Source organism: Coprococcus sp. RTP31081st1_H1_RTP31081_211007 (assembly GCF_040227275.1).
GTDB classification, from domain to species: Bacteria; Bacillota; Clostridia; order Lachnospirales; family Lachnospiraceae; genus Coprococcus; species Coprococcus aceti.
Map to the genome: position 1 here is coordinate 915,554 of NZ_JBEHVP010000001.1, position 15,259 is coordinate 930,812.

At 44.2% G+C, this 15,259-nt stretch carries 13 protein-coding genes; 2 read left to right on the forward strand and 11 right to left on the reverse strand.

The annotated features are described in order from the left end of the window. Nucleotides 1-93: 93 nt before the first annotated feature. The 9 genes from ABUA31_RS04020 to ABUA31_RS04060 form a co-directional block, all read right to left on the reverse strand. Nucleotides 94-1,035, reverse strand: a complete 942-nt coding sequence (locus ABUA31_RS04020; RefSeq protein WP_349818425.1) for an ROK family glucokinase — start codon at nt 1,033-1,035, stop codon at nt 94-96. Between the two features lie 57 nt (nt 1,036-1,092). Further along, nucleotides 1,093-2,043, reverse strand: coding sequence for an HPr(Ser) kinase/phosphatase (gene hprK, locus ABUA31_RS04025; RefSeq protein WP_015533291.1), 951 nt, complete (start codon nt 2,041-2,043; stop codon nt 1,093-1,095). A gap of 152 nt (nt 2,044-2,195) precedes the next feature. Beyond that, entirely contained in the window at nt 2,196-3,590 is a 1,395-nt protein-coding gene (locus ABUA31_RS04030) for a hypothetical protein (RefSeq protein WP_015533292.1), read from the reverse strand. 2 nt (nt 3,591-3,592) lie between these two features. Then, entirely contained in the window at nt 3,593-5,152 is a 1,560-nt protein-coding gene (locus ABUA31_RS04035) for a hypothetical protein (RefSeq protein ID WP_015533293.1), read from the reverse strand. Beyond that, nucleotides 5,142-5,714 (reverse strand): RNA polymerase sigma factor, encoded by a 573-nt coding sequence (locus ABUA31_RS04040; protein ID WP_015533294.1) that lies wholly within the window; start codon nt 5,712-5,714, stop codon nt 5,142-5,144. Before ABUA31_RS04040 ends, ABUA31_RS04035 begins: the two co-directional genes overlap by 11 nt. Before the next feature lie 179 nt (nt 5,715-5,893). After that, nucleotides 5,894-6,712: a YesL family protein gene (locus ABUA31_RS04045; RefSeq protein ID WP_055143836.1), complete on the reverse strand. Its 819-nt coding sequence runs from the start codon at nt 6,710-6,712 to the stop codon at nt 5,894-5,896. Between the two features lie 112 nt (nt 6,713-6,824). Next, entirely contained in the window at nt 6,825-7,685 is an 861-nt protein-coding gene (locus tag ABUA31_RS04050) for a carbohydrate ABC transporter permease (protein WP_022216607.1), read from the reverse strand. Nucleotides 7,686-7,695: 10 nt separating this feature from the next. Next, on the reverse strand, nt 7,696-8,637 hold the full coding sequence (locus tag ABUA31_RS04055) for a carbohydrate ABC transporter permease (protein WP_015533296.1): 942 nt from the start codon (nt 8,635-8,637) through the stop codon (nt 7,696-7,698). Between the two features lie 114 nt (nt 8,638-8,751). Continuing rightward, nucleotides 8,752-10,179: an ABC transporter substrate-binding protein gene (locus tag ABUA31_RS04060; protein WP_349093450.1), complete on the reverse strand. Its 1,428-nt coding sequence runs from the start codon at nt 10,177-10,179 to the stop codon at nt 8,752-8,754. 558 nt (nt 10,180-10,737) lie between these two features. Between ABUA31_RS04060 and ABUA31_RS04065 the strand changes: the two genes are divergently transcribed. Continuing rightward, nucleotides 10,738-11,625: a hypothetical protein gene (locus ABUA31_RS04065; RefSeq protein ID WP_055273658.1), complete on the forward strand. Its 888-nt coding sequence runs from the start codon at nt 10,738-10,740 to the stop codon at nt 11,623-11,625. Nucleotides 11,626-11,708: 83 nt separating this feature from the next. Here the strand turns inward: ABUA31_RS04065 and ABUA31_RS04070 are convergent, their stop codons facing one another. Together ABUA31_RS04070 and ABUA31_RS04075 are read right to left on the reverse strand one after the other, a co-directional pair. Then, nucleotides 11,709-13,334, reverse strand: a complete 1,626-nt coding sequence (locus tag ABUA31_RS04070) for an ABC-F family ATP-binding cassette domain-containing protein (protein WP_015533297.1) — start codon at nt 13,332-13,334, stop codon at nt 11,709-11,711. A gap of 181 nt (nt 13,335-13,515) precedes the next feature. Continuing rightward, on the reverse strand, nt 13,516-13,698 hold the full coding sequence (locus ABUA31_RS04075; protein ID WP_015533298.1) for a hypothetical protein: 183 nt from the start codon (nt 13,696-13,698) through the stop codon (nt 13,516-13,518). 185 nt (nt 13,699-13,883) lie between these two features. Here ABUA31_RS04075 and ABUA31_RS04080 point away from each other — a divergent pair, with 185 nt between their 5' ends. Next, nucleotides 13,884-15,170, forward strand: a complete 1,287-nt coding sequence (locus ABUA31_RS04080) for an HlyC/CorC family transporter (protein WP_055143832.1) — start codon at nt 13,884-13,886, stop codon at nt 15,168-15,170. The last annotated feature ends 89 nt before the right edge of the window (nt 15,171-15,259 follow it).

The following is a 15,259-nucleotide window of genomic DNA, read 5'->3' on the forward strand; positions in this document are numbered from 1 at the left end:
AAAATTTAATATAAATTTACCATCTTTCGCAAAACCTTTGGATATTTTCACAAATTCTACTGGTAAATTTTACCGAAATTACATTCAGGTCAATTACCTTCCAAGTATGCTGCATGCACTTCCATAAATACCTGCATCATTGCCAAGCTGTGCAAGCGCGAACTTTGTCTGTCTGCATGCATGGAATGCATAATGCTCGAAATACTTCTTTACTGAATCTGTAAGTATGGAGCCCGCCTTTGACACGCCTCCACCGATTACAAATATCTCAGGATCAACTACACATGCTATCTGTGCAAGCGCACGACCCAGGATACGTGCCTGTGTATCAACTATCTCAAGTGCAAGCTCGTCTCCTGCCTTTGCTGCGTCAAATACATCCTTTGCAGTAACAGCCTTGAGCTCACGGAGAGTTGACTTCTTATCTGAAGCTGCCATAGCTCTGCCCGCAAGTCTTACCACGCCTGTTGCAGATGTGTACTGCTCCAGACATCCCTTGTTTCCGCATCCACATGTCTCAGTCTCTGAATCGTCAACACATATATGTCCGATCTCACCGCCGGCACCATTCACGCCGAACAGCATCTTGCCGTTGAGTATGATTCCGCCGCCAACACCTGTTCCAAGTGTTACCATTACCAGATTGCTGTGGCCCTTGCCACCGCCCTGCCACATCTCTCCGAGCGCAGCGACATTTGCGTCATTTCCAGCCTTTACAGGATATCCGACCAGCTTCTCCAGCTCGTCCTCAACATTCAGTATTCCCCATCCGAGGTTTACACACTTGAGAACCGTTCCATCCTCCTTGACAGGTCCCGGAACTCCGATTCCAACGCCCTCAACATCTTCCTTTGCAAGCTTCTTGCTTTCAATAACTTCCTTTATAGAATCAGCAATGTCCGGAAGAACATTCTTTCCACCGTCCTCTGTGCGGGTCTTGATCTCCCACTTGTCGAGCAGTTCGCCCTCAACGGTAAAAAGTCCCATCTTTACTGTAGTTCCTCCAACATCAACTCCAAATACATACTTAGCCATGTTTTTTCTCCTTCCACATTCTCCGCTTTTTATTGTAATATCACGGCCGGCAGTCATTTACTGCTTGTCACCACCGCCGTTGCCCTTCATAATATTCTGTGTAACTCTGTTATAAAGCTCCTGAGCTGCATTGTATCCCATCTTCTTCTGTCTGTGGTTTACAGCCGCCGACTCAACTATGATCGCGATATTTCTTCCCGGTCTGATAGGTATGTTGTGACTTACCACCTTATTTCCCAGGAACTCCATATAATTGTCCTCAAGTCCGAGTCTGTCGTATTCTGTATCTTTGCTCCACTCCTCCAGGTTGATGACAAGATCGATATTCTGATCTATCTTAACGCACTCAACACCAAACAGTGATTTCACATCTATTATTCCAATTCCTCTGAGCTCAATAAAATGCCTTGTTATGTCAGGAGCTCTTCCTACAAGAGTTGCATCGCTGACCTTCTTGATCTCAACCACGTCGTCCGCAACAAGTCTGTGTCCTCTCTTCAGAAGCTCCAGCGCCGCCTCCGACTTACCGATTCCACTCTCACCCATGATCAGTACGCCCTCGCCGTATACATCGACAAGAACCGCATGCACCGATATTCTTGGAGCCAGCTCCACATGCAGCCATCTGTCCACCTCATGTACAAATGCAGATGTGACCGCATCGGATGTGAGTACCGGAACCCCATGCTTCTTTGCCATCTCTATGATAAATGGATATGGCTCAAGGCCTCGGCAGAATATAAGGCATGGTGGCTTGTATGAGAAGAACTCATCCATGATGCGCTTGTTCTCCTCCTCAGTATGCATAGCTGCCACATAGGCATGCTCAACATTACCACAAATCTGTATTCTTCCTGCATCAAAGTGCTCGAAGAATCCACCAAACTGTACTGCCGGTCTGTTCATACCCGGATCCTGGATAAGTATCTTATCCGTATCGATCTCCGGAGTATGGTTCTTGAGATCCATCTTCTCTATAAGCTGTGTAACCGTAACACTGTAAACCATATAAACCCTCTGCAACACCGAAACCGATGTTTTTCCTTTCCTAATATAGTCAATATGACTTATTTTATCGCAATTAATTATACTTATGTACGCTCTCTGTTGTCAAGCAGACATGCACAATTACACAGCCAAATATGCAACTCATTTGTGGTCTATTTATTCAGGAATCTCGCCTCATCCTGAACCATGCTGACCTCGCTTCCATCCCTCGCATCTATCAGTACAAGCTGTATCGGGTAAGTGTCGGAATGATCCGAATCCAACTGTGCAAATGAGTACACAGGTATAGCCTCATACTCGCCGTCCCCTGTCTTTATCCTGAAATATGTGAGTCTCACATCGTTGAACTCCACTGAATTATATCCGGTATAATCCGCAAAGTGGCTTTCCATGACTCCCTTGAGGCTTGTCACCGCAGAATCCCAGGTGATCAGTGTCCCTGCATCCTGAATATCCCCCGCGGACTTCATCGGCCAAGTACATGTAAATCCCGTAAGTTTCTCTCCTGTAAATGCGATACTGTATGTGGACTGCTCCGTATAGTAGTATTTCTCTGCAGAAAACGAACCACTATCCTCCGCATTCTTCTGGTTTGAGATGGTGTCTATGCCAAATGCATCCGGCTGATAGAGCGGCTGTCCATTCACGGACGCCTGAAATGTCACAGAGTATCCATCCTTCTCATATCCTACAACCTCTCCATACTCATCACTATATTGGCGGTAAAGCTCCGACTGTGATGTAGGGACCACATCATTAAAGCCCCATTTGTCCATGTAGTCCAGCGCTTTTACCATTCCGGCATCCTCATCCATGCCACTCATATTGGATTCATCAGTCTGAACGTCCGACGGATTCCCTTCATTTGCCGTTATCAGTTCCGCGGGATCCCATGAGGTATACTCCGTGAATGTCGCACCCTTGTCCGCCATATCTTCAGGAACAGGGTCCGTCACCGCAAGCTGGATAGAAAATCCCTCATCTGATATCCACGACAGATCATAAAAATACAGTATGTATTCAACTCCATCTATCTTCCCAATAAAATAATCCTTGCTGTAATCCACATCGGCACCCCTATGAGCGAACAGTTCATCTCTCTGCTCCTGTGTCACACTGTCCTTCATATCATATGGATACTCGAAAACTCCATCCTCCTCGTCAAATATGCTTTTGAGTATCGTCTCCCTGTCTTCAGCTCCTATGCTGCCCATGGTGAACTTCTTAGTATACATCTTATCGGCATCCGGAGTCTTGATCTCCGACGCTTTGATGCTTGCAGACTCCAAAGTTCCGCAATTTTCAACAGGTATATCAACACTTACGCTGGTCGGAATGCTGAGTGTTCTGGCAAGTCCACCCACACTGTCATCATAATCTGCATCCTTCTCGGTGTCCCCGGACGTGTCCGTTCCGCTGCTGTATTCCTTGATATCATCGCCCTCTATGACCGCCGTGTTTGCTTCCTTTTTCTTATCCGCGCAGCCACCGCACGCCATCGCAAGGCAAACCAAAGCTGCACATATCATCCATCTTCTTTTCCTCATATTTACTCTCCTTCACCAAGATATATTGTCATATACTCATAATAACCTGCCATTGAACTGCTCGGACTTACCTGCATGTAACAATCCTCAAGCTCACTCTCGTCAACAAGGAAATACACCGTCAGCAAATGTTCTTCGCCATCCCTCTTCAGGCAGCAGTAGCCATCCACGCTCTTTTCAGTAATCTCTGTGCCGTCATCTACTACATACGCAGGTACTCCATATGTCATCCGTCTTTCATAACTCGCACGAGGCTCACCATCTCCGCAATAATAATTCGTGTCAACCGGTGGCGCCAGCTTGTCCCCCGAGAGTTTTTCTCCCCTCTCAAGATCTATAACTATATCGTCATACGGATATGCTCTGTAGTCCGCTTTATATGTGATATCCACCGCAACCATCCGCAAGCTGCTGTTATTATAATCTCCCCAGCTTGTAAAGCTGTTATCTGTCGCTTCGTTCATCCTCCGACATCTGACATCCACAAAGTTTCCGTCCGTATCCACCAGACCTTTCTCCTTGAGATCTCCCACAACATAGAGCATATCCGCAGGATCTATTCCCCGGGTGTCATCGTATACGTTCACACTGTTTACCGTCATCTCTACGCCATCCACAACAAACGACTCGTCCAATCCTATAAATGTGTACTTGTCATCCACCTGGATCGTATCAACATTATCCGGATTGTCATCATAAAATGTTGAGTCAACTCCGACCCAGTTAGATGGATCATCGCCCTCAGCATCCTTGACATTTATTCCGGTCACGATCTTGTCCAGTTCCTCATCCGTTATATCGCAGCCGATATACACAGTCAGAATAACGGACTCTTCTTTTATCGGAACGTACAGCACTCTATCAAATCCCCAATCAACTCCTCCCCTCTCAAACAACAGGTACTCATAACTTCCCGCCTGTCTGACTGTGGCATCCTCGATGCTTCGGTTTATCACAGTATTCGACTGTCCATTCCACTGGGTTGCCGCTATGGATATTCCCATATATCCTTTCCTGTCCGGGCTGTCATACTTACATTCCTCGACCTGAACCACGCCTTCCGGCAGATAATCAAGAGTGATCTCCACGTATCTTTTGCCAGAATTTATCATGTATGAATTACCATCGCTTCCTTTCATTATGCTCTGTGTTCCATTTTCTTCCTCCTCCGCCATTCTCTTTTTCATCGCGTCCAGAGTCTCCGTGCTCTCGGTGTCATCTGCAGCTGTGGCAACACCATCGTCATTGAGCTCTATCGTTCCACTTGCATAATCACCATTCTTCTCGATCGTAAATCTATACACGCTGACCGCAGCATGGATCGATACCGGTATAAGGATCACACCACACAGCAGCAGTGCTGCAACCTTGATAAATCTCTCCATTCCTCCATGTCTTTTCCCGAGGCCTGTCGGTCTGCCGGACTCCTCCATATCTCTCATTCCGGCGAGCAGACTTTCCTTTTTAGCTTTGTATTCTGCCGAAAATTCATGTTCAGACAGCTTGTCTATATTAACCGTATTGTCCGTGTTATCAACATTCTCCATATTCCTATTCTCCATCCAGCATCATCTCCTTCATCAGCAGTTTTCGCGCTCTCTTTACCGCCCGCTCATATTTCTTCCGGACCGCAGCCTCTGTCAGCCGCATCAGATCAGCTGTCTCTCTTACACTGAGCTGCCGCACTATCCTTAGCTGGAGCACTAGGGCATCATCATCAGATAATCTTCCAAGTATGCCTGTTATCAACTGTCTGTTCTCCACCTCATCAGCCATATTGCTCTTCACCGATGGATCGGCATGACTCCACAGGATGTTGTCTGCAAGTTCCGTGGAATCGTCATCCCCCTGCAGACTGCACACAGCCTCTTTATCTCTTTTATTTTTCCTGTACATATCAACAGCGATATTTCTTGCAATCTTGGTTATGTACGCCGACCTCTTCTCCTCCGGCATCCTTTTTATCATATTCCTGTATCTTATGACTTTCAGAAATGTCTCCTGTACAGCCTCCTCCGCCTGCCATATATCTCCCAATACGGCATACGACAGCCTGTATAACTTCTGTTCGTACTTGTCATAATATTCTGCTATCAATTCGCTGTCTTTCTTATCATTATGCATAATTTCCCTATCCTTTTTCATGTGCTCCCCGCCATGAACACCCCTAGATATTCTGTCTTTTTTGAACGTTCACTATATATAACGATTACATTATCATAAATGTGACACTTTTTCATAAAAAAAGAGGTTAAAGATTTCTCTTTAACCTCTTTTATGGGAAATATCACTATCTTCAGGCTTTATGCCTGTTCCGAATCCAAGTCTTCTTTATTCCCTGTATCCTCTTTATCCTTTTCTTCAGCTTCAGCCTCGGCTTCTAACAGTTTCGCAGCAGCTTCAGCCTCCTCCTTTGCCTTCTTCGCCTCTTCCTCGGCTTTTCGGGCGGTTTCCTCCAGTTTCTTCTCGTTGAGTCTGAATATCTTCCTCATCGTCGTACTGGTTCCGTATGCAATCGCACCAAATATGAATAAAACCCACAGGTACCATATATTCACAAATATAATAGGGTATCTCACGCATATAAATATAGGTGCAAACCATGCGATAAATACTTTTAACCATGATCCCTTATATGTGATAGCCAAAGCCAGTGAGTTTCTCACCGTGGTTCCCAGCTTATTGTTGTATCTGGCTATCAACGGGAACAAAAACGGAACAATAAGTCCCATAAATATAAGTTCTGTCACAAGAATTCCTGTGTAGAATGTAGATATGAATCCCGTCACTCTCTTGACAAGCAGGAATTCAAAATACATTACAAATATCGCAAGCAGAATAAAGAAATACGCTATGGTCGACTGTTTAAAGTTTCTCTTAAACTCATGGATAAATCCGGCGACAACCGTCTCTTCCTCATCCTCCTGCAGTCTTATACACATAGCATAAAGAGCTGACAGCGATGCTCCCACTGTAAATATAGGTATACAGCCAACTACAAAGCACACATTAAGTGCAAATATAGTTCCAAACGCATCCATTGCCCGTCTCAGAAGTGGTTCTTTCTCTTTTCCCCTGTCATTCTCTCTGCTCTCTTCCCTGTTGTTTGATATCTCGCTCATTCAAAATGTCCTCTTCGCTTATTGTTTCGTAAAAAAAAATAATATAATGCGGGTATCGATCGACCCAAGAGTCATCGATACCTACATTATATTTAATTGATTACAATATATATTACTCCTTTACACCACCAAGTGCAACACCTGCAATAATATATTTAGAAAGGAAGAAGTACATTACGAGGATTGGAATAACAGTTGTGAAAAGTCCACAATAGATCTGACCCCAATCTCTTGACTTATCATTTGCCTTTAACGCCTGAACGTACATTGGCATTGTCTGCTTCTTTCTCTCTGTAGCAAGTATGATAGAAGGTGTATACAGGTTATTCCATGATGCAACGAATCCGAAGATTGCCTGAGTTGCCATAGCTGGCTTCAGAAGAGGAAGTACGATCGAGTTGAACGTATGAATTTCTCCTGATCCATCAATTCTGGCAGCCTCTACGATCTCTACTGAGAGGCCAGTCTCCATGTACTGCTTCATAAAGTAAACAGTTGTTGGTGCTGCGATCGCTGGAATGATCATTGCAAGATATGAACCATAAATATGTGTGAGGTTACATATCTTGATGAAACCTACGATAGATACCTGCTGAGGAATCATCATGATAGCATATATGAAGCCCCATGCAAAATTCTTTGCCTTGAAATTGTAAACTGTAACTGCGTAAGCTGTCAGAGAACCGAAGTAGATCTGAAGAGCTGTTGCAGGTACTGTGATAATTAACGAATTGAGCATAGCCTGAAGTACGTTTACTCCACTCGTCTTCGCACCACCCTCTAAAAGTCCCTTGAAGTTAGTGATGAACTGTGATCCAGGAACAAGCTTTATTCCTGTAAGAATATCACTGGACTTAAGTGTTGAGTTAATTAACAAAATATAAAACGGTATGATTGACAGGAAACAAAGTATGATACAGATGACATATCTTAAAACCCTCGTTCCCGTTGCTTTTGATTCTGTCTGATCCAACTTTGTTCACCTACTTTCCTTGTTTTTCTGTTTTCTCTGATGTCAGCTTGTAGAACAGTAAGCTTATAATCAATGTGAATGCGAAAAGCATTACTGAGTAAGCTGCAGCTTTACCATAATCCTGTGTAGGACCTGCACTTACGTACTTCTTGATAAGCATAACTACTGTTGTTGTAGAATTGACATCTGATCCACCTACTCTTACAACCGGGTTACCTTCGTTGAAGAGCTGTGGAATATCGTACATCTGCAGACCACCGATAGCTGATGTTACAAGTGTGTACTGTAAGATCGGCTTGAGCAGTGGAAGTGTTATCTTAAAGAACTGCTGCTTTGATGTAGCACCATCAACACTGGCTGCCTCGTAAAGTGATGGATTGATACCGAGAATACCTGCACAAAGGACGATCATTGTATTACCATACCACATCCAGAACTGGATAAAAGCAATGATTATAAGTGATGCCCAGCCGTGATTCAGGATGCCACCCTCATCACACCATCCCCAACTTCTGAACAGGCTCGTGATAGGTCCCTGAACCTCGAACATACCGTAGAAGAGAACGGCGATTGTAGCTGCTGTAATGATGTTAGGCATGTACATGATTACCTTGAATACACCCTGACCCTTTATCTTAACCTTGATGTCTGTGAACCAGGCAGCAAGAACAAGTGCGAGAAGGATCTGAGGTACGAAGTTTACCAACCACAGAACAACTGTTATAGCAAGTGCCTGCCAGAACTCACTTCCGGTCTTTGCAAACACATAATTGGTAAAGTTACCGAGTCCTACGCTTGTTGTCACATATCTACCATTCTTAGCTGAGTAGATAAATGAGTTGTAGAACGTATAGATAAGTGGATACAGCTGAAAGATAAGGAAAACAAGGAAGAACGGAATGAGGAACATCAAACCATACTTGCCGTATTCAACTGTCTTGTTCTTTTTCATAGTGTGATACGCCCCCTTAAAATATTGGTCTATAGTACACACGCACCAGCAACTTTCATTACTGATGCGTGCATTTTGTTACTTTATAGTTTTATCCTTTATTTTAGGGATAGATTACTTTGAGATACCAAGCTCTGAAGCACACTTGTCCTCGATGTACTTAACAGCATCATCAACTGATGTGTATGTATTTGAGTTGTAAGCTGTAGCTGCCTCGTCGATGAATGCCTTGATTGAAGCATCCTGGTATGTTACGTTGCTGAGGTTGATTCCCTCTGCTGATGCTGCCCATACCTCGATTGGGTTCTGTCCGCCAAGGAATTTCTGAGCTGCATTGTCGCTTGAAAGCTCACCATTGATAAGTCTCTCGTTAGCTGCCTTGTTGTTTACACAGTCACCTGTCTTGTTTGTGATATCAACACCAACATCTGGATCACATGTTAACTCGTAAAGAAGGAATGCACAAAGCTCTGGGTTTGGTGTATCCTTACCAACCATTACGTATGTACCGCCCCAGTGGTATGATGTAGGGCCTGTAACAGCTCCCCAGTTACCATCTACAGCGCCGTTACCCTGCATTGAACCGATGAACCAAGGACATCCGAAGTAGCAGAATACCTTTGAATCATTTGCCATATCAGCAGCCCATGATGAATCCCAAAGGGCTGTGTTGTTTGAATATCCACCATCATAGATCTTCTTACCTGTCTCAAGGTACTCTGTAACTGCACCGTCAAGTGTAAGCTTCTCTGATGAACCGTCATCTGTTACCCAAGGCTGTGACTGAGTATCCCAGATAGCGTACTTAACATCTGAAGGACCAGATACGATCTTGTATCCAGCATTCTTTAACTTGTCTGCTGTCTCGAAGAACTTGTCCCAATCAGCAAGAGCTGCCTGAACTGTCTCAGGATCATCTGATCCAAGAACTTCCTTAGCAATGTCTCTTCTGTAGAATACAGAACCTGCTGTAGCCTGCCATGTAACAGCCTTAAGCTCGCCGTTGTATGTGCCATACTGCTTAGCGAAGTCATATGAGTTAGCCATAACATCATCTGTGAAACCAAGATCTGTAAGGTTAGCTGTCTTTGTGTCATCCTCTGACCAGTACTTAGCTACATCGTTATCAGCAGGGATAAGTGAAGGATACTTATCTCCACTTGTAAGAGCTGTATCAATAGCTGTCTTGTACTCATCTGATGTTCCACCAACACCAAGTGTTACGAACTCAACATAGTCCTTGTACTCTGGGAACTTGTCAAGAACGACGTTCATCTTCTTTGAGAAATCCTCATCCCATGAGTAAGCGTAGATCTTCTTGCTGTCATCCCAGCCATCTGTGCTAGGTGCTGCAATTGCTCCTGTTGCTGAAGCATCTGCCTCTGTTGCCTCTGTAGCATCATCTGATGCTGCCTCTGTTGCCTCTGTCTTAGCCTCTGTTGTTGCCTCTGTTGTAGCATCATCATTTCCGCCACATGCAACGAGTGATAATCCCATTGCCATAGCTAATGAAAGTGCTAACGCCTTTTTGATTTTTCTCACAAAAAAACCCTCCTTTTAAATATGTGTGCTATTCCAATGCTATGCTCTAAAATCACCTTATCGAGCATATCCGGAATGCCGTGTCATGCTTTTTCATGACCTCTGTTGTGATTTTATTGACAACGTCCTTGTCAACATAGGCTTATTATAGGGCATATTATCTAATTTGGCAACCCCTTTTTTGAGTTTTTTTATCTTTTTTGCACATTCGCCTTTTTTTAAGCTAAAAAAATAACTAATTAAACTTTATCTATAAGGCGTGTATTTTATCATTTTTGTCAAATAGCCTATTTTTCGTACATTCCATGCGCCTTTCCGGCTAATATGGCAACTGTACTTTATATATAGAAAACAGCTTATTTACAGGGTTTTCTTTTAGTCATTATGTATAGTGCATGCAAAACCGATCTGTTTTATTGTGCAATTTTAAATTTTAGACTTTTTTCACTATTGGAGGGGTTCTGTTCTCCTCTTCTATATGTTAGTATACTATTATTAAATATATTTGACGCGGAAGACCGGACGCCCTCCGGCTCTTTTCGTGCAGAGGAGTTTTGAATGAGCAAAAAAGATAATACACAGGAAGAGGTGCTGGAAAGCACACAGAAGGATGCCCCGGATGACATTTTGATCCAGCCAAGGGGTGTCAAGCGTGAGGTGGCCGACGGTTTCTCAGATCCTAGATCTGCAGCGCCCAAAGCGGACCTTGCGACCGAAAACAGTCTTGAGCTTCACGCCATGACGAGATCAGAGCGCCGCAGATACAGACGGGCGCAAAAAAAGGCTGAGACAGCGGACATGACACGCTCACAGCGTTTTCATTATTTTATAGACTGCAACAAATGGAAGATCATAGGAATACTGATGATCGTAGTGTCACTGGCCTGGATCTCACTGGCGGTATATTCCAATACCCGACCGACGGTATTTGCATATGCGGTGGTCAACAGTCCTGATCCATGGAGCGTGGACACATCCGTTATAGACGACTATAAGAGCTACTATAATTATAAGGACTCGGACAAGATCAAATATATGCAGAACCTGCATTACGATCCGACTACATTTGACGCTGACTACGATGCAAATGGAACGGAATACTCTTCCTTCCCGCTGCTGTGCGAGGACAATGTATATGATGTGCTGATATCCGACAAGGCCGGAGTTGAGTGCTGCAGTTGGATAAATCTGATACATCCGCTTGATACATATGACGGCACTCTCAAAACTCTCTTCGAGGGAGAGCTCAAGGATCGTGTAGTAACGGCGCAGGATTCCGCAAATCACACTTCCGCATACGCAATAGACATCAGCGGAACGGATTTTGCCAACCGTATGAACCTGGGATACAACGATGTGTATCTCTCATTCCCGGGCAACAACGAGGAGAATGTTGACCACATTATCAAGCTGTTGAATTACATTTTTGATCTGGGTATAGAATAAGAAAAAAATGGCTGTGACATATTGTTGTGTCACAGCCATTTTTTCTGTCATGATCTGTATTCAGGTGATCATATATCAATATATCAGTCCTCTGAATCCATGTTCATGACCTGTCTCTTTCTGGCAAGCTCGTCATTTGCAAGATACTCATCGTATGTTGTCTGCTTGTCTATGAGACCTGTATTTGTAATCTCTATGATTCTGTTTGCAGTTGTCTGTACAAACTGGTGATCCTGCGAGGAGAACAGTACTACACCAGGGAACTTGATAAGTCCGTTATTGAGTGCCGTGATGGACTCCATATCGAGGTGGTTTGTAGGCTCATCGAGGATCAGGGTGTTTGAACCCATGATCATCAGCTTGGACAGAAGACATCTTACCTTCTCTCCTCCAGAGAGGACCTTGACCTTCTTAACTCCATCCTCACCTGCAAAGAGCATTCTTCCGAGGAAGCCTCTTACATATGTGGCATCCTTCTCGTCTGAATACTGTGTCAGCCAGTCAACTATCACGAGGTCGTTGTCGAACTCCTTGGTGTTGTCCTTAGGGAAATATCCCTGTGAGGTAGTAACTCCCCACTTATAGCTTCCCTCGTCCGGTTCCTCCTCGCCTGCAAGTATCTTGAAGAGCATGGTGGTTGACTTGGTGTTCGGTCCGACAAATGCTATCTTGTCGTCATGACCAACCGTGAACGAGATATCATCCAGAAGCTTTTCTCCGTCAACCGTCTTGGAGATATGTGATACTGTAAGCACCTCGTTACCGATGTCTCTCTTTGGTCTGAAATCAATGTATGGATATTTTCTGCTTGATGGCTTGATGTCATCCAGCTCGATCTTCTCAAGGGCACGCTTACGGGATGTAGCCTGCTTGGACTTGGAAGCATTTGCCGAGAATCTCTGAATGAACTCCTGGAGCTCTTTGATCTTCTCTTCCTTCTTCTTGTTGGCTTCCTTCATCTGCTTGATCATAAGCTGACTTGACTCGTACCAGAAGTCATAGTTACCTGCGTAAAGCTGGATCTTGCTGTAATCTATATCTGCTATATGGGTACATACCTTGTTCAGGAAATATCTGTCATGCGATACAACGATAACCGTGTTCTCAAAGTTGATGAGAAATTCCTCAAGCCATGCGATGGCATCCATATCAAGGTGGTTTGTAGGCTCATCCAGAAGAAGTACATCCGGATTGCCAAAAAGGGCCTGGGCAAGAAGCACCTTGACCTTGAGTCCACCATCCAGATCCTTCATCAGGCTGTAGTGATACTCTGTGCCTACTCCAAGTCCGTTCAGGAGTGTGGAAGCATCTGACTCTGCCTCCCAGCCGTTCATCTCAGCAAATTCAGCCTCAAGCTCTGCAGCCTTGACTCCATCCTCGTCTGAGAAGTCCTCCTTCATATATATAGCATCTTTTTCCTTCATTATCTCATACAGACGCTTGTTACCCATGATTACTGTGTCAAGCACCTGGTACTCATCGTATTTGTAGTGATCCTGCTGGAGAACTGAAAGTCTCTCTCCATCATTCATTGTCACATCACCCTTTGACGGCTCTATCTCTCCTGACAGGATCTTCAGGAAAGTTGACTTGCCGGCACCATTTGCACCGATCAGTCCATAACAGTTACCCTCTGTAAATTTGATATTTACATCCTCAAATAAAGCCTTCTTACCAAATCTCAATGTTACGTTATTCGCACTAATCATCGACGTATATACCTTTCACTATTTACTCTGTCTGCACACGCAGACGTCTCCATTTTCAGTGATTAAGTATATCAATACATGTCAGATGTGTCAACTTTACTTTATGTACAGAGCGGCGCTTTTCCTGCCCCGCTCCACTCTTCCATTCTGATATCCTTTACCAGAATTTTCTGGCTGCCAGCTAGAGATTCTTGACTATAGGATCATACAGATCAAGCTCACAGTACTCTGTGTCTGTAAAATGATCGCAGTTAAGACAACTCTTACCCGTCACATCGTTTGAAAGGCCCTTACAAGAACACTTCTTCTCATACGCACTGCATCTCTCTGCAACTTCTTTGTAGGTTTCTGTTGAACTTCTCATGATGTTCTCTCCTTTTTGCTATGCATTTTTCTGCTGCCTTATTATTGTGTGTCTTTTTCTGCTTTTTATTCCACATTTCATTCTTCGCTGATTCTTTGCCACATCAAGGTACGGATTCTTGACAATATGCTATATATTAAGTACAATCAGAATTAAAAATTTTTTAAATGATTGGAGATGAAATCTTGGACGCAGGTTCCATAATAAACATTATCATTCTGGTGGTGCTGATCGCACTGTCCGCATTCTTTTCTTCAGCTGAAACAGCACTCACAACGGTGAGTAAATTCTCGCTCAGGTCTCTTGCAGACAACGGCAACAAGCGGGCCTCACGGGTTCTCAAGGTCACAGAGAATTCAGGCAAGCTGATAAGCACTATTCTTATAGGAAATAACATTGTCAACATATCAGCATCTTCTCTCACGACCACATTCGTAACAAAGGCATTTGGAAGCTCTGCTGTCGGTATTGCAACCGGAGCCCTGACACTGATCGTTCTCCTCTTCGGAGAAATCACACCAAAGACCCTGGCTCAGCGTTATAACCTGAAGATATCGCTGTTATACATTGACATAATCCAGTTCCTTATGATAGTGCTCACACCTGTGATATTCATAGTGAATAAGATCGCTGATTTTATATTCTGGATCATAAGGCTCGACAAGGACGGCGGGAACCAGAAGATGACCGAGGATGAACTCATAAGCATGGTGAACGTCAGTGAGGAGGAAGGCGTCATCGAGGACAAAGAGAAGGAAATGATAACCAATGTGGTGGACTTCGGAGATTCCATTGCAAGGGATGTCATGATCCCAAGAGCAGATATGACCATCGCCTCTGTTGATATGGCTTATGATGATCTGCTGAAGCTCTACATGGAAGTACCGTATACGAGAATTCCTGTATATGAGGACTCCAGAGATAACGTGATCGGTATCCTTCATGTTAAGGATCTCTTCTTCTACAAGGCAACCCATGATATCAATAATTTCAGCGTTCGTAACATCATGAGAAAGCCACTGTATGTATATGAATATCAGAAGACCAATGATCTTCTGCACTCCATGAAGTCGGATTCCAATACCATGGCCATAGTGCTCGATGAGTACGGAATCTGCATAGGACTTATTACCATTGAGGATCTCATTGAGGAAATCATCGGAGACATCAAGGATGAGTACGACACGGAGGAACACAACAACATCATCAAGGTCGACGACACCCACTACAACGTCGATGGCTCCATCAAGCTGGATGATCTGAATGATGCACTGAATCTAAAGATAGAATCAGAGGACTACGACTCCCTCGGCGGTTACATAACCGAGCTGCTGGATCACATTCCAGCCAAGGGCGAGTCCGTCACCGACATCTCATGCATCTACAAGGTACTTGAGATGGACAAAAAGCGAGTCGCCAGAGTGCTTATCACGCTGGCTCCGCAGGAGCCAGGCGACGCCGACGGCGAGTAAGCCAGCGCCGGGTGGCGGGGTTATGCGCAAAACAGACATTTTCGTTGAAAAAGATACAATTTTGTGATATTTCTCGAAGGAATTTACGA